The following is a 21444-nucleotide window of genomic DNA, read 5'->3' on the forward strand; positions in this document are numbered from 1 at the left end:
CAAATCCTCTTTTGTTCCTCATTTATAAAGGAAAAACAGTCTTTTTAAATTCCTGGTTCAGAACCTGTCCCATAGAATTATAGATAGCGGACGCTCCGCAGAACATTCCCACATATCCGGCAATTGTATGTATGGATTCTTTTCCGGTAAAGTCAGCCAGTGACAACAGGAAGAATAAAACGGTAAGAGAGCCAAAAACCACCTGGCTGGCGCGGTTATGTTTTAAAGTTCCGATAAACATGAACAGGGTGAACACACACCATAGACCCAGGTAATATCCCATGCTAATTGGGTCAGCAGCTTCGATTCCTTTAAACGGGTTGATCCAGATTAAAATCAAAGACCACCAGAAAAAACCATAGGCTGTAAATGCTGTTGCTCCAAATGTGTTGTTTTTCCTGAATTCCATAATACCAGCTATGATCTGAGCGGCACCACCTAATCCAAATCCCATTGCAACGATTACAATGGATAAAGGAATAAATCCTGCATTGTGGATATTCAGCAGGCAGGTAGTCATTCCGAATCCTAAAAGTCCAAGAGGAGCCGGATTGGCAATGGCAGAAGGGGTTGATGGAGCTGTTGGTGTTGACTGAATTGATGAAGCTGTTTTGGTTGACATTGTTAAAAAAATCCTTTCGAGTGTTATATGCGAAAACGCACCTGGCATATAATATCATCTATTTTAACAAAATTCAACAGAAATCTGTTTTGTCTTCCTCTAGTCATACCCATTCATTTTTCCAGCAATTAAACTGACACCTGACACATACTGATAAATTTATATATTTCCACTGTCTCTTTAGCTGCTTCCTGATTCTCCTGCTGCTGCCAAAAGACTATAAATAAAAGTTCAATGCACTGCATCATAAGCGGAAGTGCATTTTTTTCCTCTTTTTCTAAAACAATAATAGTTTCATAACCACTGAGAAACTGGCTGATAAATATAAGCCAGTTATCCTTTATTGCCAAAAAATCCTTCTGACCTAATAATTGTCCCAACAGGAAATAAGCTATGTCAAATAGTCGGGCATCCTGTTTACCTAAGTCAAAATCCAGAACACCGGTTAATGTTGTTCCTTCAAACAGCAAATTACCATAATGCAGATCCCGGTGAATCTGCTGCTTCGGTAAATTGGGATAAATACAGCATAATGCTTCCATTGGCCCGGACCATTCTTCTTTTGTCAACAAACTGCTGGCGGAAAGCCCACTGCTAATCCAGCCCTGCAGTTCCTCATAAAATAACGGGAAATCTGTCCGGTTATCAGTAACTGTCATAAGTGCACTGTGGATTTTCGCAGCAATGATGCCAGTCTCATAAGCAATGGCCTCATAATCCTGTTTAAACACATCTTTAATATGGCTGCCAGCCAGCTTCTCCATTAACAGATAGCACCCCTCTTCTTCCACTATAAAATCTGTACCATCTTTTGTTTTCAGGATATGCGGCACAGGAACTCCATGAGCACGAAGTACTGCAGTAAGCTTTATATTACTTATTGCAGATTTCTGCGTGTTCACCAATTTTAGTATATATTTTCCTGCCAATTCCCAGGTTGTTGGCGTAGTGGCAACCGGATCTCCATTAATTCCCCAATTTACATTTATATCCACTGTCATACATATCAACCTGTAACATCAATGGAAGCCGCTGCGCTTCCATTCGCTGCCCCCTGATTTTCCCGGCTTGCTTTCGCCGCACTATTCCATGCATGATTATATATCCCCCAAAGCTCAGTTTCACGGGCATTTTCCGCTTTTGTTCCATAGGAAATCCATCTGCCATTGGAGTAAGAAGCTACCATTTCTCCGTTGCTGTCATAAAATTCGGCATAAGACACATCATCGTTTGCTTCCTTGCTGTATTTTACAGAACCAAACATATAATCCAGCAAATTAAAGGTTTTAGGCTCCTTTCTGATATTTTTATATACCGCCCTTAAACCCTCTGAAATAATACTTTTCCGATCAGGTGAAACAGCGGAAACATAGCTTTTTACCAGGTTTCGGAACCCGGCGGACTCTGACTGGAATTTCCCGGCTGCCTGATCCTTTTTGGCCTGTTCTATTATAGCTGTATGATATTTATCATCACTCATTGCCGGTGCTGTTTTTGTGTTAAAATGAAAATCGTTATAATCTGGTGACGGCACATTCCCCCGCTTCCCTGTTCCGCTAAGCGGACGGCTCTGTGCTATGGATTGGTCATTTCCAATTCGCATCTTATGTACTCCTTATCTTTTTTATCTGACGAAAGACTTCCATATGGGCTGGTCATATGAAAATCTTCCATGTAATGTCTTTTTATTTCGATAACAGAAAATTAAAAAGAGTCGTCCCAATAAATTGTAATGTATGGATTGGAGTAAGTCTTAGAACCAATATCCAGTATCATTCCGTGAGAGATTGCACCGCTTAAGCAAGTGCAGTTAAATGAAATTGTATACGTTCCATTAGCTCTTGAAGCTAAAAACCCGCTAGTTGTCAATGTTGTATTTTCCTTACCGTTCCAGCTCACCTTCTCTGCTGAGCTCCTGTTGCTGCTCGCTATGGTAAGGTAATTGGTCAGCATGGCTCCTGAATAGCTTTTCAGCGAACCCGGATTTACCTCAAGCTTTGTAATTACAGCATTTGCAGGCAGACCGGAAACCCGGAATGTAACTTCACTGGAATTGCCGGTCTGTCCCTTATTTAACACGATGCTCATTTTACCGGAAGAAGTTACCTTCTTAGTTCCTGTTGCAGCATATGCAGAAGTTGTTGTTGTAAATGCCATTGTCATAATTAATAAAGCGCTGAAAAGAATTTTTAAAAATTTGTTTTTACTCATAGAAATACCCCCTGTTCTGAATTTTTCAGAGACTGTCAGCAACCAGCCTGCTGCATCTCTTAGTATGTTTATCGGATTCTTTGGGGTATTTCTAAGATTATTTGAAATTTTTAATATTCCATTTCGGCATAACTGTCAATAAAGCCCAGAGGTTAGCCTATGAACATCTCTTCCCGAACTCTTCCGTCACAAGGTCCAATCTCAACGCCAAGGATGGCGGCCATTGTTGGAGCAATATCTACCATATGGATTTCACCCAGCTGGTATCCTTTCTTAATCCCTTTTCCTGACACGACAAAGCAGCAGCCATATTCTGGTTTCTCCGGAGAATATCCATGAGTCGCATATGTTTTATTCTCTTTTTTTAAATCCGTCACAAGGGGTCCCGTAATTCTGTCATCAAAACTATAACCTGATTTTGCTTCCAGCATACAGCCGGAAACCGGGAAGGCATGGAACCGTTTCAGTTCTTCTCCGGTATAGATTTTTTCAATACCTAAGGTTTCCTCTCCTGCCGCTTTTTGAAGAATCCGCAGCGCACGCTGCTTCGCCTCCTCATCATTATCCTTTACATGCAAATAGGCTGACCCGCCTGTGGACTGCAGATACGCCCTCCAATGCATGCTCCCATTACCTTCATAAATAAGACCGTCTTCTTTGAGTAATTGATTCAGCCTCACTTTATACCTGACATTTTTCTGACCATGGTCACCCAGCACCATGAAAACCGTTTCCTCTGAAATACCTGCCTCAGCAACTGCTTCCATCAGCTTGCCGATCCTTTCATCCATGCGGATTAAAACCTTGTCAATCTCCGGGCTGTCTGTCCCATGGTGATGTTTTGCATCATCCAGATCAATAAAATGAATCATCAATAGCTCCGGTTTTTTTCTTAATATGGTATCTCTTCCACACATGACTGTAAAATCATCCAGATAAGGCTGTTCAATCCCTTTTCTTATTTTTCCGTATTTAAGCTCAAGCCCCATACAAAAAAACGGATTTCCGTTTTTCAATATCTTCAAAGCCTGGTTCTCCTGTCCAATCGCCTTAATCTCCGGCATATTATAACGAATCGCTGCTTTACCGGTAACAGGCCACAGAATCCCAGCTGATTTCATCTTCTGCTTCTTTAATGCGTCATACACAGCAGGCACCCTGATATCTTTTCTAAACCAGAACCACGCCTGATCTTCTTCGTCAACAAATGGCTGAAACGGGTTATTATGATAGATTCCGTGCTTATCCGGATATACTCCGGTGACCATGGTTGTATGTACGACATAGGTAAGCGTTGGATACACGCTTTTTAATTTTGTGCTGGAAGCTCCGTTTTTTATTAATCGGGAAAGATTGGGAAGGCGGCTTGCTTTTTCCCAGTTATCTTCAGAAAATGCATCATAAGAGACCACGATTAAATGCTTTGCTTTTCCCTTGTTCATTTTCTATTTCACCATCCTTTACCTTAATTTTGTTCCTTCGGAAGTCTTATAAAAATCAGGAATCCCACCAGAAAGAGAGGAATAATCCCCAGAATACTCCACCTCGCATTGCCGGTAACTACTGTTGTAAGGGACATCAGCGTTGGTCCCATAATCGCTGAGAATTTACCAAATATATTGTAAAACCCAAAGAATTCATTGGATTTATCCTTTGGAATAATCTTCGCAAAATAAGACCGGCTCAGCGCCTGAATCCCGCCCTGTGCAGAACCGATCATGGCACCAAGAATAAAAATATGCCATACAGAGGTTACAAAAAATGCAGCAACACAGGAAATAATATAAGTAAATATCCCTGCAATAATCATGGTTCTTGCTGAATAACGTTTCGCCATAGTTCCATAAAAAATAGCACAGGGAAAGGCGATTATCTGTATAATCAGTAAAATTGCCAGCAGTGAAAAGGTATCCAGCGCATTATTTCCCATAACAGCGGTGGCATAGGGAATTACCATCTTAATTATGGTATCCACACCATCAATGTAAAAAAAATATGCACCCAGAAAGCAGAAAACTGTTTTATACTGTTTCATCTGTTTAAATGTTTCCGCCAGTCTTTTAAAACTATTCTTTACCATATCCTGCGGGGGTTCTACATAATGTACCTGTTTTACATCTCTGATCATGGGTATGGTAAAGAGTCCCCACCATAAAGCAGTAATGATAAATCCAATCTGATATCCGATTGATTTTTCCATTCCAAGAAGAAATATAAGCACAAGACTGATGCCAAAGGGTATCACACTGGATATATATCCAAATGCAAAGCCAAGGGAGGATATCTTATCCATTCTTTCATCACTTGCAACATCCACAATAAATGCATCGTAAAAAATATTGGATCCTGCAAATCCAATTGCTGATAAGATAAAAAACAAAATTAAAAGCTGCCATTGCCCGCTGGACGGAGGTATCAACGCCAGCGACGCTGTGGAAAGAACACCCAGACAGGTAAAGAATACAAAAAAGCGCTTCTTTTTGTCTTTATAATCAGCAGCAGCACCTAAAACGGGACTTAAGGCAGCAACCAGTATACTGGCAATAGAATTGAAGTATCCCAGGTCCATGCTGCGTTTCACATTGTCAAACATTCCAAACATAATTGGCAGTAATGCGGTGGTGACAGCCATGGAATAAGCTGAATTACCGCAGTCAACCAGTATCCATGACTTCTCTTCCCTGCTTAATTTTATCATTGAACCCTCCTATTTCCGGTCCATTCCTCCCTGTACTCTCCCTACTATTCCTCCTTCCAGCATTACTTTAATGCCTCTTGGATGATTGGGAGAATTAGTCAGTATTCTCTGGACCACACCTTCTGTCAGCTTGCCTGTTCTCTGATCCTGTTTTTGCACCACCATAACGCGGTCACCGATTTTAATATCTTTTCTTACTGTTCCGTCCATTTATGTTCCTTTCATTGCTGAAATTTGCCGGGGCTCCTCATACCCCCTAATTTAATAGCTGTTACATAATAATGTCTAAATGAATTAATAATAAGCAATAACTTAAAAATTCGTAGAGGAGATTTTGTGATGGATTATAGTTTAATATGGAAAACAATTGTTATTTTTCTCGCAGGTAAATTTATACTGCGGTTGGGAGGGCGTAAATCAATCTCACAGATGACAATCACTCAGACCATTGTTATGGTTGGCATCGGTTCTCTTTTAATACAGCCGATTGCTGAAGAAGAAATCTGGGGCACATTGCTGATTGCATTTATATTCACTATGCTCATGGTTATTTCGGAATATCTGGAAATAAAATTTGACATCTTCGAATCTCTTTTTTCAGGCAAAGCTGTCATTGTTATTGATAATGGTGAGATCATTCTGAAAAACCTGAAAAAATTACGGCTTACTGTCGACAGACTTGAAACACGCCTGCGCCAAAACGGTGTAAACTCCATAAAAGATGTAAAAACAGCTACCATTGAGGTAAGCGGTCAAATAGGCTACGAACTAAAGGATGATAAAAAGCCTCTGACAAAGGAAGATTTTATTACTATAATGGCGGAGATATCACAGAAAAATCAATTAATGGCAGGCTCCCAGAAAACACAAAAAAGCGATTCAGACAATATATTCCGGGAGGTTACCGCTAAAAACAAAGAGGGTAAAAATGAACCTTAACTTACTTTTATTTTAACATAGTTAAGTGTCATTTCCTGCTGCGCAGTCAATTGCAAAACCACCCTGTTCCTTTCCTCACCGAACGTAAACTTAAGTTTTGTATTCAGTGGTGTCTCATAATGCCAGATGCAGGCGGAAAACTCCTCATGACTCCACTCCCCATAGCAGACCGCTCTGTAAAAGGATTCTTCTTCCCAGAATGCCTTCGTGTTCTCCACCCATTTTTTCTCTTTAAAACGGACCACATATAAGGGCTGAGAGTTTTCCCCGTTATACAGAGCAAGCAGACATTCGCCATTTTCAAAATCAAATCTGATCTTTTTTATTTTGAAATCTTTCTCCGCTGCAGTATCCGAAGATAGCAGGTAGGTTGCTCGAAATACGGGATAGGATTGTGCATTTTCGTTCACCTTCAGATGTGTCTGGCCTGCCCCAAACTCAACCAATTTGCTGTAATCATCACTTTGAGGCAGAGCCGCTTCCCCTCCAAGTGCCGGAAGAAGGTCACTCCAGATCAGTTTCATAAATTTACCCATGTCCGCATTGCTTGTTACAGCAAGTACACAGTTATATTCAGGCATAACGATACAGTATTGTCCATACATGCCGTCTCCGCGGTATACTCCTTTGGGTACGCATCTCCAGAACTGATATCCATAGCCCTGGCACCAATCGTTATCCGCTTCATCTCCGTTATTAATCTGTTTGGAGGTTGCTTCCTCTATCCATGCTGCAGGTACGAGCTGCCGTCCATTGTATTCTCCTTTTTGCAGAAGCATCTGCCCAAAAACGGCGATATCCTCTGTTTTGATGTTCAGTCCAAAGCCTCCAAAGCTGATACCCAGATTATCTTCCTCCCAGACGGGGTCAATTCCCAGCGGCTCAAACAGCCTGGGCATAAGATAGTCTGCAAGCTTCTGTCCGGTTAATCTTGTAATAATTGCAGAACACATATAGGTAGCCATGGTATTGTAAAAAAACGCGCTTCCAGGCTCATTCTTTACATGGGAGCTTAAGAATCCCAGAATGTTATTAAAATTCTCATCATCCCAGTTCCAGTTTTCATATGTCATACCGGTTCCCATTGTCAGGAGGTTTTTCACGGTCATTTTCTTAATTTTCTCATCAACCTTTTCCCCCAGTTCGTTCATTTCAGCTGCAAAAATATCAGCAATCGGGGTATCTGTTGTCAGAAGGCCTTCCTCAACTGCCAGGCCAATTGCCATGGATGTAAAGCTTTTACTTAAGGAAAACAGCTGATGTCTGTACTGGGGCTCATAGGGCTTCCACCAGCAGTCAGCAATATTTTTGCCATTCTTAAGAAGCATAAATGAATGAAGTTCTAATCCCTGTTCATTTACCTTGTTTAAAAATTCCAGAATCGCCTGGGAATGGATTCCCTGTGATTCTGGTGTTGCTTTTTCAAGTCTCATACGCTACCTCCCAAATTTTAATCAGATCCTTTTGCATTTAACATCATTGTATGACAAATTATCAAATAATACAATGAAAGAATACCTCCAAAAATTTATCTGGAGGTATTCTTTCATCAAGTTATCGTTTCGTATAAATTTATTTCCCCTGCCCGTAGTGATTCTTAACAAAATTCTTCATGGCTGCAATATTCTCATCGGATATCATCATCGGTCTCCCGCCGGTTGCCTCTACCATATAATAAATCTGTGCAGTTACCTCCAATACAGTGGCAACCTTAAATGCAGCATCCATATCAGCACCAATGCATACAGCCCCATGGGAATTAAGAAGACAGGAATTCGCTTCTGTTCCCAGCGCTTTTGCACATTCCTCAGCCAGCTGCATGGAACCTGGCAGCGCGTACTTCGTGCATCTGCACACATCGCCAAGAGCCTGCGCAGCCTCATCAATAATCAACGGAATCATCTTTCCCTGGCATGAATAGATCATGGAATAGATGGGATGGGTATGTACAACGGCATTTACCTCATTCCTCGCCCTGTAAATTGATAAATGCAGATCCTTTTCTATCGTAGGCTTTCTGCTGCCCTGCACAACCGTGCCATCCAAAGCGGAGACTACCACGTCTTCTTCTGTAATTGTGTTATAACTCATTGCACTTGGCGTCATATAAACCAGGCCTGTTTCAGGATCACGGCAGCTTATGTTTCCCCAGGTTTCCACCGTTAATCCGGAACCCAGTAATTTAATTCCGCTGTCAACAATCAGCTTACGGTAATTCATATTTTTTCTCTCCTTTTTGTATGCACTATTTTCCTATGTATGGTGTAATATACTTTAACTGTGCATCAACATTGTCTGTAAAAATAAGCTTGGAACCGGTATCGATATTCTGCTCTACCGTTTCTCCATTCAATGCTTTCACTGCATTTTCAACACCAAGTTTCCCCATCTGAACCGGATCCTGGGCTACCGTTCCGAAAAACTTACCGGATTTTACCATATTTAATGCTTCAGAAGCGCCATCAAATCCAATAATCTTAATCTGATCCTGTAATCCTGCTTCTTCCACCGCTCTTCTTGCGCCAATTGCCATACTGTCATTGCAGCAATAGAACAGTTGTAAGTCCGGATTTGCCGTAATGATATTCTGAGCTGCATTATAGCCCTGGTCAACCTCCCAGTTTGCTGACTGCTCTGCAACTATCTTAATTGTGTCTCCAGCTCCTTCAACAAAGCCATCATGCCTGTCCCATGAATTTTGCTGGGTTTCAATGCCAGTAAGAATCGCTGTTTTAATTCCTTTGTCAAAATTTTGTTTTACGTATTCTCCTGCTTTGATACCGCCGGTTTTATTATCCGTTCCGTAAAATGGAATCTTCATCGATACTTTACTTGTCACAGAATCATCCAGCTTTGTATCAATGTTAAATACCAATATTCCCGCACTCTCACATTTTTTAAGCGCAGTCTCCAGCCCTTCCGAAGATGAAGGAACAATACAAATGGCATTTACTCCGGATGTGATCATATTTTCCACAATTGCCAGCTGATCCGCTGCACTGGCATGAGAATCTGCCGCCTGAACCTCCAGTTTAACCCCCAGTTCCTTTGCCTTTTCCTTCGCACCATTACACATTGCGATAAAATATTCATTGTTCAGCGTCATAGGAACAAAACCAATGGTATAGTTATTGGCTTTTGCCTCCGCCTTTGATTCTGCTTTTGTTTCTGTCTCTGTTTTTGTTTCCGCTTTTGTCTCAGTTTTTACATCATTTGCTTCTCCCTTCTTAGCACAACCCGTTAACACAGTCATTGCCATAACAATACCTAATACCACAGTCAGCGCTCTTTTTTTCATTTCTTATCCTCCTTGGTTTTTTTATTTTTATGCGTTTAAAAACGCTTGTACCCAATGCCTATACTCTTATTACTCCGCCTTTCTTTCATTAGCCTTATCAACATAAACAGCGAGAATAATCACAACGCCGATTATGACTGTCTGCCAGTAGGTAGCTACATTTAATATCTGCAGACCGCATTTTAGAATTCCTAATACCAAAGCCCCGATCAGTGTATTTCCAACATTGCCTTTTCCTCCTGATAACGCAATGCCGCCCAATACGGTTGCTGCTATGGCATCCATTTCATATCCTGCACCTGCATTGGGATCTGCATATGCAAGTCTGGATAGCAGGCAGACTCCTCCGATAGCTGAAAACATGCCTGCAATGGCATACGTTAAAATTTCAATCTTACGAATCTTCACACCGGAAAGCTTTGCCGCATTGGGGTTGCCGCCAAACGCATAGACTCTCCTTCCGAATTTCGTTTTAGTCGTTACAAATACCATAATGACATAAAGAATAAAAACGTAGTAAACCAGTGCCGTTATTCCAAACAGCTTGCTGCCGGTAAAAGCTGCCAGACTATCATCAAAACCGGAAATGGGCTTTCCATCTGTTAAAACCTTTGTAAATCCACGGAATATCTGCATGGATCCCAATGTCACGATAAACGCCGGAACCTTACCAAAACTGATAAAATACCCATTAAATATCCCGATCAGAAAACCGATTACGATACATAAAATAATAGTGACTGCCAAAGGTACCCCGCCCTTTAACATCATGCCTCCGGCAATTCCGACAAATGCGATTATGGATCCAACCGATAAATCAATTCCTCCCGTTAATATAACAAAGGACGCTCCTATTCCTGTGATTCCAATAATGGCCGACTGCTGGATAATGTTCATGATATTCTGCATGGAAAAGAAGTTTTTTCCGTTCAGCCGGCACAGGATTGAAAATGCCAGTAATATGACAAACCCTCCCAGATAAAGAGAACATGCATGTACATCTATCTTTTTGCTTTTACATAACTTCCACATTTTATTTTCCTCCCATTAGTGCATAGGATAATATCTTCTCCTGTGTTAAATCCGTGGTGTTTTTTACATCTGCTGTTATTTCTCCATTATTCAGAACCAAAACCCTATCGCACATTTTTTGTATTTCCGGAATATCTGATGAAATCATAATAATTGATTTGCCTTCCCCAACCAGCTTCCCCATGATCTGATAGATCTCGTCTCTGGCACCTACATCAATTCCCCTGGTTGGCTCATCAAATATAAATATCTGGGCATTTGTTAAAAGCCATTTTGCAATCACGACCTTTTGCTGATTACCGCCGGATAAATTTTTTACTGCTGTGTTGATCGAATGTGTTTTTATCAGCAATTTTTCAACCGATTGATTCGCCGTATCATCTATTTTTGTTTTGCTGAGAGCGAATTTTCCAAAAAGCTTCAGATTGGGAAGTGATATGTTATCTTTGAGTGAGTGCATCAGCACAAGACCCTCATCTTTTCTGTCTTCGCTTAAATAAACAATCCCTTCCTCAATTGATCTGCAGATATCTGTTCTGGAAATGTCTTTCTCATTTAAAAAAACTCTGCCGGAACTCTTCGTATATGCACCAATAATACATTTTGCCAGTTCTGTCCTTCCGGAACCCACCAGACCGGACATTCCCAGTATTTCTCCTTTATTCAAGCTGAAACTGATGTTTTTCAGCAGATTTTTGTAACATAAATCTTCCACCTTCAATACCTGCTTATGAACATCTAGAAAGGTGTTTTCAAATCTGTTGAAATTTACACTCCGGCCGACCATCATTCTGGTCAGTTCTTCCACAGAGGTTTCCTTAAGTTCCACCGTATCCACATACTCCCCGTCTCTCATGACGGTGCATCTGTCACCGATTTCAAACAGTTCACCCATACGGTGTGATATATAAATGATTCCAATGCCCTTTGCTTTCAGTTCTCTTATGATCTTAAATAACCGTTCCGTTTCCTTATCTGTAATCGACGCCGTAGGTTCATCCAAAACAAGTATTTTTACATCCATGGAGATTGCTTTTGATATTTCCACCATCTGCTTCTGGGCAACGCTTAAGTTCCCCACAAGTGTATCCGGATCACAGCCAAGACCAATCAGATCCATATATTTTTGGGCTTCCGCTCTGCTTTTTCGCTGATCTATGATTCCTCTGCTTGTATATTCTTTGCCCATAAATATATTTTCCCAGATTGATACATGAGGATTTAAATTGAATTCCTGGTAAATCACACTGATTCCTTTATCAATCACCTCTTTGGGAGACATGGCAGGAAGCTCTTCGCCATTTAAAACAACGCTCCCGGTCTCGCGCCGGTATGCACCCGAAAGTATTTTTATCAGTGTTGATTTTCCTGCGCCATTTTCACCCAGCAGAACATGCACTTCTCCCTTTCTGACCTCAAGCATGGTATCTTTTAAAACCGGAACTCCAAAAAATTTCTTTGATATCCCTGTCATTTTCAGGATAATATCGTTCATAATTTCTCAGCTCCTTTTCTGTAATTTTTTATAACTGTCAATCAGATACGAAGTGTCAGTGTCCGGCATATAGCTCTTGGTTTCTACGGAATTGCAGACAATTTCACGTATGGTTTTAAGCTCCAGATATGGTTCGAAATAGTTCAGCTGTGCGGCTATATTCCCCATGGCTGTGCTTTCTCCAAAACATGCAATTACGTTCTTTCCTGTACAATTGGCTGTCATCTGATTTACAAGTTCATTTTTTGCGCCGCCTCCGACAATATAGATACAGTCAAAATATTCCTTTGTAACTCTCTGTAAATGCTCAATGGTAACCGCATAACTGCATGCCATGGATTCATATACTGATTTAACAATCGTATTCCAGGAAAAGCCGCCCTCAGCCTGTTTGGTTTCTTTCAGATAGTTCCAGATTTCTTTTCCCATATGCACCGGATTAAAAAATCTTATATCGTTCATATCAATAAGCGGAATTTTTTTCCCCCTTTCTTCATCAGAAAGTTTAACAATTTCCTCCCAGGTGACTTCTCTCTTTGCATCTGTTTCATACTCTTTCTTAATTCTCTGTATCAGGAACATTCCTGCTCCGTTTTTAAGAAGTGTAATTGTACCAAATGCTCCCAGCTCATTTGTAAGCCCGGCTTCATATACTTCCTTTGACAGCAGCGGCTTTAAAAGCTCAGTTCCTACTAAAGCCCATGTCCCGGAACTGATAAATGCGAAATGCGTCTGCCGTGCAGGCACCGCAAGGACTGCCGCCGCCGTATCATGGGAAGGAACGCATACAACCGGAATATCATAACCGGCTCCTATTTCTGCCTTTATATCATCTGACAAATATCCGATTGCTTCACCGTGTTTTCCAAAATCATGAAACAAATTTCTGCTGATCTCCATTTTCCTGCACACAAAATCACTGATTGATTTTGTATTCACATCCATAAGCTGGGTCGTACTGAATTCACTTGGTTCATTCAGCATTTTTCCAGTCAGCAGATAATTTAAAATATCAGGAATCATTAAAAGCCTGTCAGCCGCCTGATACACATCCGGCATCTCCTCTTTCATACCTTTCAATAAGTACACGGAATTAATTTTATCGCAAAGAATCCCTGTATTCAGAAACATCTGTTTTCGTTCTGAATCAGTCATCTCTGACAATTGCTGTTCACCCAGTGCATTTCTGTACGCCAGCGGATTATTCAGCATATTCCCCTTCCGGTCAAACAACGAAAAATCCACTCCCCATGTGCAGATTCCAATGGAATCAATTGTTTCTCCCCGGCTGACCAGCCGCTTCAGGATGTTTTTAAAATCGGAAAACATCCGAAGAATATCCCAATAATAATAGTTTCCCGCTTTCACCATGCTATTTGGTATCTGATCAATGACCTCAGTCAGAATCCGCACTCCATCATATGTCCCCAATACAACCCGATAAGAGGAGTTCCCGCAGTCAAAACCCACGATTGTTTTTTTTGCCATACCAACACCCCAATTACTGTATTTTTATATCCAGTCCGTATTCCTTTGCAGTATCATACAAATGCACCATCTCCACCTTTTTTAAGGATCTTAATTCTCCCATTTCATAGGTTCTTCCCAGCCCCTGATACTTGGGAAGACCAAGTCTGTGATAAGGCAGAAATACGATTTCTTTGATATTTGTCAATTGTTTTATGTATTGAAAGAATCCTCTTATGGCATCGTCATCACTGTTACAGCCGGGGATATACGGATATCTCACTGCCAGATGTCCGGTGTATTCTTTGTCCAGCCATTCTAAATTACTTAAAATAAGAGAATTATCAAAACCTGTCAATTCCTTATGCTTTACAGGATTGTAGTGTTTAAAATCAAAATAGATATAATCCACCTCCTGTGATGCCTGTTTAATCCGCTCAAGGGGAACCTGTCCGCAGGTTTCAACCAGTGAATTATATCCCCTTTGTTTCATCTCCTTTCCAATCTCACGGATCATTTCTGCATAAAAGAATGGTTCTCCTCCGCTGAACGTTACTCCGCCTCCTGATTTTGCATAATATTTTTCATCCCTTAATATGATATCCAGCAGTTCTTCCCGGTTCATAACAGTTCCCATAAGCTTCCTGGCATCCACATAGCATTGTGTGATACAGTCCCCGCATGCTGTACACAAAAGCCTGTCTGATAAATATCCAAAGCCTTTCTTATAGAAAACAGCCTTATTAGGACATACGTTCATGCATTTACCACAGGAAATACAGGAATTCACATTGACAAGTACCTGAGGCTTAAATTCCTGGGATTCCGGATTTGCACACCATCTGCACCTTAACTGGCATCCTTTCAGAAAAATAACGGTACGGATGCCATACCCATCTTCTGTAGCATACCGTTCAATATTAAATACATTTGCCTCAAGCATCTTACCCATCCGCTTTCTTAACCCGTTTAAAATTCTGTCCTGCTGATTACATCAGCCTGACATGCCGGAGATAATGATGTAAACAATGCGCTGTAGCCGGATACCCGAACCATTAAATCTTTATAATTTTCCGGATGTATCATAGCGTCTTTATAAACCTCCGTATCAACTACATTAAACTGGATCTGCTCGCCGTAATTGTCAAAGAAAACACGTATCATATCAATAATTTTCTTCTTGTTTTCCTCTGTCTCCAGCGCAGCTTTACTCAGTCTCATGTTAAAAATACCGCCTTTTTGGATGTAAATTGTGGGAAGCTTCATAACGGAATTGCAGGCTGCTGTTGCCCCGTTTTTTTCTGATCCGTTAGCAGGAGAGACGCCGTTATTTACAGGTGCCCCGTTCTTCCGGCCATCGGGGGTTGCACCAATGCTTGAACCGAATGCAATATTTCCAGTAACCGGACTCTGGCTGTAAGAATAGCAGCAGGGTACCGGTCCCTTGCCATATTTTGAACTTTTGCATTCATACCTGTAGGTATGTCCGATGAACTCCTCCACCGCTACCACCCACCGGTCTGCTTCATCATCATCATTGCCGAACTTAGGCGCTTTGTTAAGTAATATTGCTCTGATCTCCGATCCGGCTGGCACTGTTGTTTCATCCTCAAAATTTGTTTTTAATGCATGCAGCAGCTGATTCATTGTAATAATCTTCTGATCAAAGACAATATAATTAATTGCTGCCAGAGCATCACCTGCACTGATGCTTCCTGCTGTGGGACCTCCGTCAGCGGAATAGACCGAGCCGCCTTCCACCAGATCTAACCCCCGTCCAATACAGTCCTCCACCAGTGATGCCCGAAATGCATTGATATCCATCTCCACATGCAGTTCATCGTTGATATGCTCTGTTTCAACCTGTAAATCGATAAAATACTTCAGTGCCTTCTTATATTCTTCATAAATTTCCTGTGTACTGGTACATGCTTCTATTTTTTTATCAACGTCAAAGAAATGAACCTTTGTCCGGGGATCGGTGCCATTATTCAGTGTAATCTCCAACACCTTTTCCACGTTCAGCCATGGTCCCTTTGCTGCAAAATCCCATTTACCCGGAATCGATGCCTCAATGCAGCCATCGGGCACCCAGTTATATCTGTCTTCTTTTGCAATTCCCATATTCTCCAGTGTTCTGATAAATGCCTTGTCGTTATAAAATGCAGGCTGCCCTCCTTTATGGTTTTCCATGGCATTAAGGGCTTTCATAAGGAATTCATCGGGAGTATCATCACAGCATTTAACTGAGATAGATGGAGTAAATAATTTCAGATCCTCACATGCCTCAATGCAAAGTTCCGATACGGTATTGACCGCATTACTGCCATCTGCCCGCTGACCGGCAACAGCCAGATTAATAAACATCTGGTAACCAAGGAAAAATTCTGTGTCAGGCCAGCTTCGAAGCTTATTCAGCTCATTGCATTTGATAAAAAACGCTTCAATAATCTCAAGAGCTTCCTGTCTTGTTATCCTTCCTTTAAAAAGATCTTTCTGATAAAATGGATATACATACTGATCGAATCTTCCCAGTGAAATTGCATGACCATTGGATTCCAGGTGCACTGCCAGTAAAATTAAATAAACAGACTGAACCGCTTCATGAAAGTTTCTCGCAGGATGGTAGGGTACATGTCTGCAGACTTCCGTTAAATCAGTCAGTTCCTTCCTGCGTTTTTCATCCGTTGCCGCCTGTGCCTGTTTTTCGCACTCATCAGCAATCCGGTAAGCGAAATTAACAACCGCCTGGTTTCCCTTTAGTGCCGCTTCTAAAAACCAGCGTTTTCTTACATTACCAGGTTCCTTCGGATCCAGAGAGTTTCTCTTATCCACGATCCGCCTCATAACATCCTCAAGACCTTTATTAATTACCAGCTCATAATCTACCACCTCATTGCCCAGACCAGCCGCAGATACCCAGGTATCATCAATTACATTGGCATCCCATGCTGCATTGATATAATCGGGCAGAGTCTTGCGCAGGCTTTCATAAAGTGATTTCCCCTTCCAGTAACATACACAATCCATTATTTTATTTTTATCTTCTTCATCATAATAGAACTTATCACCGGGCCTGTCGTATGGATAATACGGTTTGCCGTTTAATTCTGCTTCAAGCCATTCTGTAGAATATTCCGGATAAACAGGAGATGCTTTCGGCCACTTTGCCTGATTCCCTACAATCAGCTCATCTTCATTTACGCAAACTGTCATTTTATCCAGAACATCATAAAACGCCTGCGCTCTTCTTAACGCAATTGGCCTGCCTTCTGATTTTTTCATGGATTGTGTGAAGATAACACAACGTTCCGAACAGATTCTTGGTTTCTGGTCAAATAACCTGTTTCTCAACCTTAGAATTCTTGTATTCATATATTCCCCTCCTTTTCTGATGTAACTTGTTACATTTACATTTTATACATATATTTTTTATTTGTCAATATACATTTTATGGTTTATGTATATTTTAATATTATTTTTTTAAATATTTATGTGTCATTTTACTGTTTTATTGTGTAATTCATACTATTCCCATGTATATAGTCACTTTTTTTAATTAATAGCTTTACACTTGTTACATTAAAGATTATAATTGACTCAGTAACAGCTGATCACACTTTTGAACCATTCATTTTACTGACTTTCAAAACGTTTTATGGTAATATAAATTCCAGAAATTGTCAGTCAGATAAAAGTTCAGTGGAATTTTAAAATATTCAGGATATAATCATGCGAGGAGAGTAAGAAATGCAGAACCCGGAAAATCATAATGGCTTCATTGGCATAAGAGAAATCGCCAGGCTTGCTGGTGTATCTACAGCAACCGTATCCAGAGTCATTAATACGCCAGATAAAACCTCACCAAAAGTGAGGGAACGAGTTGAGGAGCTTATAAAGGAGTATAATTATATTCCTAATCAGACAATTAAAAATGTTTTTTCAAAAACTTCAAATTCCATAGCAATTTTTATATACGATATGGATAATCCATTTTTCATTACTTTAATAAAGGAATTAAATCAGATATGTCTTGACAATAAATATACTTTATTAATCATGGATACAGAAAACCAGCCTGAACGCGAGAAAGACTACCTGGAATATTGTATATCAAACAGATGTGCCGGCATTATACTGACAGAAGGCCTTAATTACAACATATTTGAACCGTACAAAAATCAGATACCGATTGTATCAATGGACAGACGAACCAAGGGGTTATACTCTACGGTACGGTCTAATAACAGAGAAATGATTCATAAAATTATCGACTACTTATATAATCTCAATCATAGAAAAATAGGGTTTATAGGCAGCGGGAAGAAGTTCGATTCTATTGAATCCCGGTTCCGGGGGTATAAAGAAGCACTGGGAAACAAGAACCTGCAGATCAGGAATGAATACATTTATCTTCCGGATAAAAACGGACTGGACTTTGAAACAGGCCAGACCGCTCTCGGTTATTTTATGTCTCTTTCAGAGCCGCCTACTGCAATTGTCTGCAGCTGTGATTTAGTTGCCTTAGGTGTGATCAACGAGGCAGCCATCAAAAATATACGTATTCCCGATACCTTCTCGCTGGTGGGTTTTGACGGCGTGCTGAATAAAATCCACTATCCTCAGATTACTACAGTAAAGCAGAATATTCCGGTTCTGGCAAAAGAACTCTTTGAGCTGGCTGTAAACCCGCCGGAAGTGCCCGTTGTAAGAACGATTGAAGCCACTTTTATACATGGCTATACATGTATGCAGATCGATGCAACATAAGCATCATTTAAGAATCCGCCCGGCAGCATTCATTATGCTGCCGGGTTTTTATCGGGAACAACTAAACCGGAACCTATTTTTTTTAAGTCCCTGCACAAGTCTTTTCTGTCGTATATGGAACCGCTGCGAAGACCCGTGACAACGGGAATCTCTTTCACTTCAAATTCGAGAGTTTTAAACATTTGACTGGTATAATCAATATACGGCTTAAACAGATCTGCATTGGGATTGCCCTGGTTAAAAGAAAGAACTATTTGTCTTTTAACAGCATTGTCTTTAAAAAAGGGAGAGAACCGAGGTGAACGCTGTGCGAACAGCCTGTCGGTAAATATCTTTCCCTGAGCGCTCATCTGGCCCATGTAGATCGGCAAGCCTAAAATGATAATATCTGTGTACTCCATTGCATTATAAATTTTCTGCATGTCATCCTTGATAACGCAACCCTGATCATTCTTATGGCAGGCCCAACAGCCTCTGCATGGTTTTATATCAAGGTCGCTGAAACGAAACGACTGGGTCTGGGCGCCATTTTCTCTTGCGCCCTCCAGCAATTTATTTACTATAAAGGCAGTATTGCCCTCTCTTTGCTGACTTGCAATGATTCCCATAATATTCATATAGTTTTCTCCTTTTTATCGGGTCATTTTGTGTCCTAGGACCCATATTGTTATCATAGTATCTTTTTGTGTCCTTGTCAACAATAATTTACAAAATAAAAAGCAGCCTCTTATTTTTAATTGGGGCTGCCTCTCATCCATTATAATTTATCACACCAGCCAGACGTAATATCTACCCCCAGCTTTTTTATCTCTGCATCTAAATGTTGGTTAAACTTTTCCGCAAAACCAAGCATATTGTCATACTGTTCCTCTGTTATTTCATCAAATACCGCTTTATCCCGCTCTTTATATTCTCTATGCAATTCCTCATGCACTCGGTATATCTTATCTCCCTGTTTTGTAAGCCTGAAATAAACTTCTTTCCTGTTGTCTGGTTTCTGATAACTTTCAATAAGTTCTTTCTCAATGAGCTTCTTTGTCAGCTTACTGATTGCGCTTCTTGTCATATAAAATGCCTCAGCAAGTTTTGTCACATTAGAATCTTCATTCCCGCCAATGTATTCGATACAATGCACTTCTGAAGGATTATACCCTTTTAGTCTGGTTTTCATTTTGAAGCTGTCAAGCCACATCTTCTTATTAAACAGATCCCAAAGTTCTGACATAACCTGTTCTTCTTTGTTCACAGCCTGTTCCTCCGATTTCCCTAAATTTCCCAATTTCCGGAAGCATACTCATTCATACATATGTCAAGCACCTATATCATCTATTCTAATGGACTGTTATGGGGGATTATCACCTTTTCATATTGAAAATGCCCCGCATCCACCGTCATTCGGCACATCGAGATCTCCAAATTAAAGCGCCTTTTACCACAGCTGCCAGGATTAAGATACAAAACACCATCTATAACTTCAGAGAAGTATTTATGGGAATGCCCATAGATCACTACGTCCACTTGCGGCAAACGTTTTGGGACATCTGTCCTGTTATGAACGATAAAGAATCTAACACCTTCAATGGTTGTAGAAATACTGGCCGGCAGATCTTTTGCCCAATCCATATCGTTATTACCGCGAACCATATAGGTCTCTCCCAACATTTGGACAGTATCAGCGACGGAAGGGGTATTGATATCACCGGCGTGGAAGATGCAATCAGCTGCATCCAGTTCAGCTATAACCTGTTCTCTCAGGATGCCATGAGTATCCGATATGATTGCAATGCGTTTCATAAGCTTAATCTCACCTCATCAGATCAGCAAAGCGTGTTATATTATTCTCATCGATTCTCGACTGACTCTGCTTGCAGCCAGTTATCTTTTTCATAATAAATTTCTCCATAAAATTCATTTTGTCATAATTGCATTCTCCACCGAAAAATCCCTTGGCTGCAGCCGCCGCCAAAAGTTCCTTAGGAAAAGAGGAGTCAAGTTGCTTTTGTGCATCATCTTCCTTTGCCATTCCACAGATAAAAAGCCCCAGTTTTTTCCCTTTAAGGATATTAATATTGTCTGAGCAAAAATGCATTACCGGCTTTCTTATCTTCCCTGCATAGACCGATCCGCCTATGATGACTTTATCATATTTCATCAGATCAGGAAGATTCCTGTTTAAATCACAGATATCCACCTTTTCACCCAGCTTTTTTGCGAGAATCTCAGCGCACGTTTTAGTAAATCCGTATTTGGTTGCATATGCTATTAATGTACTCATTTTTAATACCTCCCATATAATTAAATCGTCATCGGTTTCCATTTCATAAACTGCATTTTTACACGCCAGCCGCTAAACCTTTCATCGTAAAATCCGTGAGATAATCCAAAATCTCCGGAAAATACTGAAGTCCAATTTCCTCCTTATGGATCTCAATCGTAATGATTGATGTAAAAATGGCCATAATCATTGCGCTGTCAATATCGTTCCTTATTTTCCCGTCTTCCTGCCATTTTTTTATGATCTCAAAAAAATCCCGATACATGAAGTCAAGCCGGTCCAGCCCCTTCTGTTCACGAAAATACTTCTCTATTTTAATGGATACCTCCTTGTTATACCATTCTTTCAGAATCGGATTTGATTTCATACCTTTTAAATTTAACAGCATCAATTCCTTAACCACACTCTCGGGATCCTGTTCCATATTAACTGATCTCAGTATTTTTTTCTTAAGCTTTTCATTCTCTTCCAGATATATTTCCATGAAAAGTTCTTCTTTTGAGGAATAATAATTATAGAATGTACCTGTTCCTATTTCCGCAGTTTTCGTAATATCGGAAATATTGGTATCCTTAAACCCTTTCCGGCTGAACAGTTCCTTTCCGCAATTAAATAAAATTGTTTTTGTATCTTTCAA

The 21444-nt window shown here is 40.5% G+C and carries 22 protein-coding genes; 2 read left to right on the forward strand and 20 right to left on the reverse strand.

Features of this window, described 5'->3' with window-relative positions; translation table 11 throughout:
- Positions 1–22: 22 nt before the first annotated feature.
- The 7 genes from DS742_RS01625 to DS742_RS01655 form a co-directional block, all read right to left on the reverse strand.
- Positions 23–622 (reverse strand): acetate uptake transporter, encoded by a 600-nt coding sequence (locus DS742_RS01625; RefSeq protein ID WP_117415298.1) that lies wholly within the window; start codon positions 620–622, stop codon positions 23–25.
- 128 nt (positions 623–750) lie between these two features.
- A complete protein-coding gene (locus tag DS742_RS01630; RefSeq protein ID WP_117415299.1) occupies positions 751–1623 on the reverse strand; it encodes a phosphotransferase in 873 nt (290 codons plus the stop codon).
- Between the two features lie 5 nt (positions 1624–1628).
- Positions 1629–2225 carry a hypothetical protein gene (locus DS742_RS01635; protein WP_117415300.1) on the reverse strand — a complete coding sequence of 199 codons (597 nt, stop codon included), beginning with the start codon at positions 2223–2225 and terminating at the stop codon, positions 1629–1631.
- Between the two features lie 101 nt (positions 2226–2326).
- Entirely contained in the window at positions 2327–2833 is a 507-nt protein-coding gene (locus DS742_RS01640) for a hypothetical protein (protein ID WP_117415301.1), read from the reverse strand.
- A gap of 152 nt (positions 2834–2985) precedes the next feature.
- Positions 2986–4275 (reverse strand): alkaline phosphatase family protein, encoded by a 1290-nt coding sequence (locus tag DS742_RS01645; RefSeq protein WP_117415302.1) that lies wholly within the window; start codon positions 4273–4275, stop codon positions 2986–2988.
- Positions 4276–4298: 23 nt separating this feature from the next.
- A complete protein-coding gene (locus DS742_RS01650) occupies positions 4299–5531 on the reverse strand; it encodes an MFS transporter (protein WP_117415303.1) in 1233 nt (410 codons plus the stop codon).
- 9 nt (positions 5532–5540) lie between these two features.
- On the reverse strand, positions 5541–5741 hold the full coding sequence (locus tag DS742_RS01655) for a YwbE family protein (protein ID WP_117415304.1): 201 nt from the start codon (positions 5739–5741) through the stop codon (positions 5541–5543).
- Positions 5742–5870: 129 nt separating this feature from the next.
- Between DS742_RS01655 and DS742_RS01660 the strand changes: the two genes are divergently transcribed.
- Positions 5871–6470, forward strand: a complete 600-nt coding sequence (locus tag DS742_RS01660) for a DUF421 domain-containing protein (RefSeq protein ID WP_117415305.1) — start codon at positions 5871–5873, stop codon at positions 6468–6470.
- Here the strand turns inward: DS742_RS01660 and DS742_RS01665 are convergent.
- The 8 genes from DS742_RS01665 to DS742_RS01700 form a co-directional block, all read right to left on the reverse strand.
- Positions 6467–7903: a serine hydrolase domain-containing protein gene (locus DS742_RS01665; protein WP_117415306.1), complete on the reverse strand. Its 1437-nt coding sequence runs from the start codon at positions 7901–7903 to the stop codon at positions 6467–6469. The genes DS742_RS01660 and DS742_RS01665 overlap by 4 nt on opposite strands.
- A gap of 139 nt (positions 7904–8042) precedes the next feature.
- Positions 8043–8690 carry a class II aldolase/adducin family protein gene (locus DS742_RS01670; RefSeq protein ID WP_117415307.1) on the reverse strand — a complete coding sequence of 216 codons (648 nt, stop codon included), beginning with the start codon at positions 8688–8690 and terminating at the stop codon, positions 8043–8045.
- A gap of 25 nt (positions 8691–8715) precedes the next feature.
- Positions 8716–9768, reverse strand: a complete 1053-nt coding sequence (locus DS742_RS01675) for a sugar ABC transporter substrate-binding protein (RefSeq protein ID WP_117415308.1) — start codon at positions 9766–9768, stop codon at positions 8716–8718.
- Between the two features lie 69 nt (positions 9769–9837).
- Positions 9838–10800, reverse strand: coding sequence for an ABC transporter permease (locus tag DS742_RS01680; protein ID WP_117415309.1), 963 nt, complete (start codon positions 10798–10800; stop codon positions 9838–9840).
- Position 10801: 1 nt separating this feature from the next.
- Complete coding sequence (locus DS742_RS01685; RefSeq protein ID WP_117415310.1) at positions 10802–12295, reverse strand: sugar ABC transporter ATP-binding protein; 1494 nt, start codon at positions 12293–12295, stop codon at positions 10802–10804.
- Positions 12296–12301: 6 nt separating this feature from the next.
- Complete coding sequence (locus DS742_RS01690; protein WP_117415311.1) at positions 12302–13783, reverse strand: rhamnulokinase; 1482 nt, start codon at positions 13781–13783, stop codon at positions 12302–12304.
- 13 nt (positions 13784–13796) lie between these two features.
- Positions 13797–14705: a glycyl-radical enzyme activating protein gene (locus DS742_RS01695; protein WP_117415325.1), complete on the reverse strand. Its 909-nt coding sequence runs from the start codon at positions 14703–14705 to the stop codon at positions 13797–13799.
- A 26-nt stretch (positions 14706–14731) separates the two neighbouring features.
- Positions 14732–17137: a glycyl radical protein gene (locus DS742_RS01700; RefSeq protein ID WP_117415312.1), complete on the reverse strand. Its 2406-nt coding sequence runs from the start codon at positions 17135–17137 to the stop codon at positions 14732–14734.
- Positions 17138–17512: 375 nt separating this feature from the next.
- Between DS742_RS01700 and DS742_RS01705 the strand changes: the two genes are divergently transcribed.
- Entirely contained in the window at positions 17513–18532 is a 1020-nt protein-coding gene (locus DS742_RS01705; RefSeq protein ID WP_117415313.1) for a LacI family DNA-binding transcriptional regulator, read from the forward strand.
- A 32-nt stretch (positions 18533–18564) separates the two neighbouring features.
- Here DS742_RS01705 and DS742_RS01710 read toward each other — a convergent pair whose 3' ends face one another.
- The 5 genes from DS742_RS01710 to DS742_RS01730 form a co-directional block, all read right to left on the reverse strand.
- Positions 18565–19149, reverse strand: a complete 585-nt coding sequence (locus tag DS742_RS01710) for a flavodoxin family protein (RefSeq protein WP_117415314.1) — start codon at positions 19147–19149, stop codon at positions 18565–18567.
- A 140-nt stretch (positions 19150–19289) separates the two neighbouring features.
- Positions 19290–19778 (reverse strand): MarR family transcriptional regulator, encoded by a 489-nt coding sequence (locus DS742_RS01715; protein ID WP_117415315.1) that lies wholly within the window; start codon positions 19776–19778, stop codon positions 19290–19292.
- A gap of 80 nt (positions 19779–19858) precedes the next feature.
- Entirely contained in the window at positions 19859–20326 is a 468-nt protein-coding gene (locus DS742_RS01720) for a metallophosphoesterase family protein (protein WP_117415316.1), read from the reverse strand.
- 10 nt (positions 20327–20336) lie between these two features.
- The gene (locus DS742_RS01725; RefSeq protein ID WP_170313332.1) at positions 20337–20807 is read right to left on the reverse strand and encodes a flavodoxin domain-containing protein; all 471 of its coding nucleotides are present in this window, start codon (positions 20805–20807) and stop codon (positions 20337–20339) included.
- Positions 20808–20865: 58 nt separating this feature from the next.
- Positions 20866–21444 (reverse strand): TetR/AcrR family transcriptional regulator, encoded by a 579-nt coding sequence (locus DS742_RS01730; protein WP_117415318.1) that lies wholly within the window; start codon positions 21442–21444, stop codon positions 20866–20868.

It is taken from the genome of Lacrimispora amygdalina (assembly GCF_003432035.1).
Lineage (GTDB): Bacteria > Bacillota > Clostridia > Lachnospirales > Lachnospiraceae > Lacrimispora > Lacrimispora amygdalina.

What these genes read in the sequence shown, in the direction of transcription:
- DS742_RS01625 (WP_117415298.1), bottom strand. Translation starts at nt 622, where the DNA reads ATGTCAACCAAAACAGCTTCATCAATTCAGTCAACACCAACAGCTCCA.
- DS742_RS01705 (WP_117415313.1), top strand. Translation starts at nt 17,513, where the DNA reads ATGCAGAACCCGGAAAATCATAATGGCTTCATTGGCATAAGAGAAATC.
- DS742_RS01695 (WP_117415325.1), bottom strand. Translation starts at nt 14,705, where the DNA reads ATGCTTGAGGCAAATGTATTTAATATTGAACGGTATGCTACAGAAGAT.
- DS742_RS01720 (WP_117415316.1), bottom strand. Translation starts at nt 20,326, where the DNA reads ATGAAACGCATTGCAATCATATCGGATACTCATGGCATCCTGAGAGAA.
- DS742_RS01710 (WP_117415314.1), bottom strand. Translation starts at nt 19,149, where the DNA reads ATGAATATTATGGGAATCATTGCAAGTCAGCAAAGAGAGGGCAATACT.
- DS742_RS01635 (WP_117415300.1), bottom strand. Translation starts at nt 2,225, where the DNA reads ATGCGAATTGGAAATGACCAATCCATAGCACAGAGCCGTCCGCTTAGC.
- DS742_RS01660 (WP_117415305.1), top strand. Translation starts at nt 5,871, where the DNA reads ATGGATTATAGTTTAATATGGAAAACAATTGTTATTTTTCTCGCAGGT.
- DS742_RS01670 (WP_117415307.1), bottom strand. Translation starts at nt 8,690, where the DNA reads ATGAATTACCGTAAGCTGATTGTTGACAGCGGAATTAAATTACTGGGT.
- DS742_RS01700 (WP_117415312.1), bottom strand. Translation starts at nt 17,137, where the DNA reads ATGAATACAAGAATTCTAAGGTTGAGAAACAGGTTATTTGACCAGAAA.
- DS742_RS01725 (WP_170313332.1), bottom strand. Translation starts at nt 20,807, where the DNA reads ATGAGTACATTAATAGCATATGCAACCAAATACGGATTTACTAAAACG.
- DS742_RS01665 (WP_117415306.1), bottom strand. Translation starts at nt 7,903, where the DNA reads ATGAGACTTGAAAAAGCAACACCAGAATCACAGGGAATCCATTCCCAG.
- DS742_RS01680 (WP_117415309.1), bottom strand. Translation starts at nt 10,800, where the DNA reads ATGTGGAAGTTATGTAAAAGCAAAAAGATAGATGTACATGCATGTTCT.
- DS742_RS01675 (WP_117415308.1), bottom strand. Translation starts at nt 9,768, where the DNA reads ATGAAAAAAAGAGCGCTGACTGTGGTATTAGGTATTGTTATGGCAATG.
- DS742_RS01630 (WP_117415299.1), bottom strand. Translation starts at nt 1,623, where the DNA reads ATGACAGTGGATATAAATGTAAATTGGGGAATTAATGGAGATCCGGTT.
- DS742_RS01650 (WP_117415303.1), bottom strand. Translation starts at nt 5,531, where the DNA reads ATGATAAAATTAAGCAGGGAAGAGAAGTCATGGATACTGGTTGACTGC.
- DS742_RS01655 (WP_117415304.1), bottom strand. Translation starts at nt 5,741, where the DNA reads ATGGACGGAACAGTAAGAAAAGATATTAAAATCGGTGACCGCGTTATG.
- DS742_RS01690 (WP_117415311.1), bottom strand. Translation starts at nt 13,783, where the DNA reads ATGGCAAAAAAAACAATCGTGGGTTTTGACTGCGGGAACTCCTCTTAT.
- DS742_RS01645 (WP_117415302.1), bottom strand. Translation starts at nt 4,275, where the DNA reads ATGAACAAGGGAAAAGCAAAGCATTTAATCGTGGTCTCTTATGATGCA.
- DS742_RS01685 (WP_117415310.1), bottom strand. Translation starts at nt 12,295, where the DNA reads ATGAACGATATTATCCTGAAAATGACAGGGATATCAAAGAAATTTTTT.
- DS742_RS01640 (WP_117415301.1), bottom strand. Translation starts at nt 2,833, where the DNA reads ATGAGTAAAAACAAATTTTTAAAAATTCTTTTCAGCGCTTTATTAATT.